Annotated in this window: 3 protein-coding genes and 1 pseudogene; all 4 read left to right on the forward strand. The window is 34.8% G+C overall.

The genetic code is table 11. From position 1 onward, the window contains the following. On the forward strand, positions 1–415 hold a 415-nt coding region (locus UC75_RS19475), incomplete at its 5' end, for a DUF2345 domain-containing protein (protein WP_228136983.1). Continuing rightward, positions 412–1353 (forward strand): hypothetical protein, encoded by a 942-nt coding sequence (locus tag UC75_RS00655; RefSeq protein WP_049836359.1) that lies wholly within the window; start codon positions 412–414, stop codon positions 1351–1353. The genes UC75_RS19475 and UC75_RS00655, both read left to right, overlap by 4 nt. Before the next feature lie 4 nt (positions 1354–1357). Beyond that, the gene (locus UC75_RS00660; protein ID WP_171249491.1) at positions 1358–4135 is read left to right on the forward strand and encodes a T6SS effector BTH_I2691 family protein; all 2778 of its coding nucleotides are present in this window, start codon (positions 1358–1360) and stop codon (positions 4133–4135) included. Then, positions 4136–4317: pseudogene (locus UC75_RS19480) on the forward strand (ABC transporter ATP-binding protein); the annotation flags it as partial.

Consider the following 4317-nt stretch of genomic DNA (forward strand, 5'->3'; position numbering starts at 1 on the left):
TAGTATTAATATTAGTACGCAAAAGAATATAGTGAGTCATGCGAGTCAAAAAATAAGTCTATTTGCCGCCCAAGAAGGTGCTCGGCTTTTTGCTGGTCAAGGTAAAGTGGAAATTCAGGCACAAGGTGATGGCTTAGATGTGATTGCTCGAAAGGGCGTACAGATTACGTCAACCGAAGACACGGTTTTTATTACTAGTCCAACTGAAATTAATCTGACTGCAAGTGGATCTCAAGTTAAGTTGAATGGTTCGGGTATTTTCCCTGTTACGGGTGGTAAGCTTGAGGTGAAAGCAGGACAGCATTTGTTTATGGGAGGCTCATCAATAAATCCACCTGCATTAGATTTACCAGACTGTTCTGCTAAACAGACTCAAGCTGCTCAAAATGGTTCAGCTAAGGTAGATTTATCATGAGCTTACCTGTTTTTAATGCCATCCAATACGATGATTATTCGAAAGATATTACTTCTAAAATTGAAGAACAGTGCATCCAAATTCTGAACGAATATGGTCAGATCATTTTTTTATTAGATACTACATTGAATGATTCTATTTTTAATGAGGTAATAGATAATTTATCAAACAAAAATATTGCATATATCCCTTTAGCGCAAAAAAAAGAAATTGCAAAATCAAACCTCTTTTTTATTTGTATTGATGATAAAAAAATATTTGAGCAGGTCAAAGAGGATTTATTGCAAAATCTATCGAGAAATAAAAATATTACGAATGATTGCTATTTTGTTCATGGGTTTGGCGTGGCGAAGACACGTTCACTTGAGGAATTACGAGATCAGATAAAAACTAAATTAGTAATTGCTGATCAAGGTAAAAAAATTCTTTTCCGTTGGTACGATCCTAGAGTCATGATCTACTTAGATGAGATTTTTAAAACAGAATATGTAGGTGGCTTATTAGATGGCTTTAAAGAATGGCATTTTTTGCATCCAAAAGGTCTATTTAGCTTTAAGTCTTACGATGAGTCGCGATCAATCTTGAATCTAACAAAAGTGAACCTCGAGCAATCTATAGATTTAGATTTAATTGAAATTGCTAATAATGTATTTCAACAATTAAATGAATTTGAACAAGTTGATCTAATAAAAATTCATCCAGTTGAAATCCATCAAAATCTTAAAGAGGCTTACCATGATTATGGCATTCAAAAACATTTAGATTTAGTCACATATGGTCTGTACAGCCAAATTATACATAAAAATTTTATACAGCATCCTACGGTAACCAATGTGCTCTACGACCATTGTGTAATGAATAAAATGTCTTTTACGGACGCTATGGATTATGTAACGAAAGACTTATATGAACAGATAGCTAAAGAATTGAATGGATAAAAAGATGTCAGAAAATCAAAAAATGATATTGGGCAAGTCAAAATCAAATAATTTATTTAATGAGACTATTGCTCAGCAAAAACAGAAGCAGAGTCAAATTCCTGTTATGGGAAAAACCAAAGCAGTGGGCGATATGCGCAACCCAACAGTTGCTAAAAATATTAATAAGAAGATTGAAGAAAGTGAAATTGCAAAATCAGCGAAACAGTCAACTGCTGCAAACATGCAAAATAGTAGTGCGGGGCAGGCCCAGAAAGAGTGTTCAAATTTTTGTCGTAAAAAAGGCTTCAATATTTTACCTTTACGATACACCGTTGTTAAAGATAATCCACCTGCTTTACCTGCAACCTTGGGTAAAAATGTCAAAGATATTCAGTTAAGCCATCTCAAATATGCAGTTGAGATGATTAATACTGGTTATATCTATCGCTTAGTAAAAAGAACATCTGGAGCTTTGGAGTGGGCTGGATATAAAGTTACTCCAAATGGACATTTGTCTTATTTTCCTGTGGGTAAAGAAGCACCTAAAAGTGTTCCAGAGTTCGCATGTAAAGGAGCAGGTCATAGTTTTAATTCATCTGTGATAGCTGTAGAAAGTAACCCTAAAGATGAGGCGAAGATTGCATATATTATTCATACGCATGTGCCTATGAGTAAGGCCAAAATATCTGAATATGAAAAAAATGCCGATAAGTTTGTAACAGAAGGAAAGTGGCAGAAAATTTTAATTAATGGTGGAAGTGCGCAAGAACATTGTATTGCTGCAAGCCAATTTAAAACTACGGTTTATAATCTAAACAGTTTTGGTAAAAACCGTATCGATGCGACATTAAACAAGTTTAAAGATGAGCCTAAATCGCTTGCCTGTATGGCTTTATATGATCCTGTAGGAATTACAAGAAAATTAAATACATTGCGCAATTCAGAATTTAAAAAAGTAATGGATTTTTTAGCAAAAAAAGAAGGAGATTTTACAAACGAGCACCGTTTACATAGTTCTCAATGTATTGATAGTATTAAAATCTGTTTAGAAAATAAATTGTTAAATGAACGCAGCCAATTTAGTGCACAGGCAACTAAAAGTATAGTATTAATGGGGCTAGGGAATGAGTTACCAAAAAATTTAACAGATGCTGATGATATTAATTATGAGTTAGAAAAAATATATAAAAGAAAATCAAAAGAAGAACAAGAGAGGCTATTAAAGGAGGCTCAAGAGAAACAAAGAGCAAATAAAGGTATTTATACTGAAGATATGGGGAAATTAAGTAGAGGAGAAGGAGAACAGATTTGGATTCAAAAATATAAGCCAAATTTAGATATGGTGGCTAAATCAAATTTTGATAAAAAAATTAACGCATTAATTCAAGAATGTTTAGCTGGAGCAAGAGCTCTAGGAGATGATCATATTAAATGGTTATTGTCTAAGGCTGTAATCAATGCTCTTCATGCTTATGATGATCAAGTGCAAGTTCCATATGGAAATATTTTTTATGTTCATGCCATGGATATGATTAATGGTATGAGTGGGGTGCCAAGTGGGCAGGCATTGCTTGAAACTTGGTTAGGGGTGGAAAAAATTGCCAAAGAAAATATTTATATGAGGGCAATTTGCTATAACCAAGAAAATTTAAAAAATAAATATAATGTAGCGGCACCGAGTATTATCGATATTTCTTGGGACGATGGGCAAAATGCCGCTAAAACTGCGATTGCAGCATTTATTGCAGCAGATAAAGCTTGGCAAGAATGGGCAGCGGATAAAACCAATAATAGTTACATGCTACATGGGCAAAAATTTAGCTTGTTAAAAACTTTTTACTGGATGTCTGAACTGACCCAAAGTGCAGTGAAATGGAGTATGAAATATACGCCAGGTTCAGAATTTGCAAAAAAACTTGGTCGCTTAACATTTTATACCTTTGCCCATAGTGGGGCATTGGTTGAGCATGTTGCAAAGAACTCTCTGTATTATCTTATTCCAGTTCAAACTTTAACGGGGCGGATTAAGCTGACACCTGAAATGGTGCAGAACAACTGGAAAAAGTATTCTTCATCCGCAACCAACCCAAGTAAAGCAGCCAAACAAATTGATCGGATTATTGCCAATAGTTCACCAAGTGTAGGTTTGCGTGTATCTGGTGTGGTTGCAATATTTGAGCTGATTAACTTAGGAACACAGATTTCTAAGTTTAATATCGATCCATCAGTAGATAATACTTTGTCATATATGTCCGGCATGATGGCAACAACAGCTGCTATTTTAGAAGTGGGTAGTAGTTCAATGGAAAAGTTTTCTTTTGCAGAGCGCGCCGCGTATATTGCTAAGTGTGGGGCATATTTCGCGATCGTGGGTGCTACATTTTCTTTAATAATTGATGGTAAAAGTGCCTATAAGTCGTGGAATGAAAGTAATCCATATGCAAAAGCACTTAATACTGCCAAAACAATTAACTCTTTTGCGACTTTAGTTGTGGGAGTTAGTGCTTTCTTGAATCTTCCACTCATGAAAAACACATCACTGTATTATAATGTTGAAAAATATGTAATTGGCCGCGCATTATTAGGTATTAGGGCGATAGAAGCTGCTGCAACCCTAAGTATATTGGGGATAGCACTTGTCGCCTTAGAGATTTATTTAAAGAATTATGTCTTAGATAATGCAATGCAAGATTGGTGTCAAAAATGTGCATTCAAGCTAAAAAAGGAAAATGGTGAAGATGCTTTTAAAGATGTGAAAGAAGAAGAAAAAGAGTTTAATAATGCTGTGGTGAGTGTCTAAATGGAAAATTTAAAGTTAAATCTTAAGTTGGTTAAAGGTCAAATACATTCTTTAGAAAAAGCAAAGTCTAAAATTCCCGTAAATCAGAACATTGGTGGAATTGCAGCTGGGACTGCTTTTGCAGGTGTGCTAGCTGAAAGTAGTTCGTTACTTACCAGTGCTCCTATACTAGTAATGGCAGG

Source organism: Acinetobacter sp. V2 (assembly GCF_001188385.1).
GTDB classification, from domain to species: Bacteria; Pseudomonadota; Gammaproteobacteria; order Pseudomonadales; family Moraxellaceae; genus Acinetobacter; species Acinetobacter oleivorans.

What these genes read in the sequence shown, in the direction of transcription:
- UC75_RS00655 (WP_049836359.1), top strand. Translation starts at nt 412, where the DNA reads ATGAGCTTACCTGTTTTTAATGCCATCCAATACGATGATTATTCGAAA.
- UC75_RS00660 (WP_171249491.1), top strand. Translation starts at nt 1,358, where the DNA reads ATGTCAGAAAATCAAAAAATGATATTGGGCAAGTCAAAATCAAATAAT.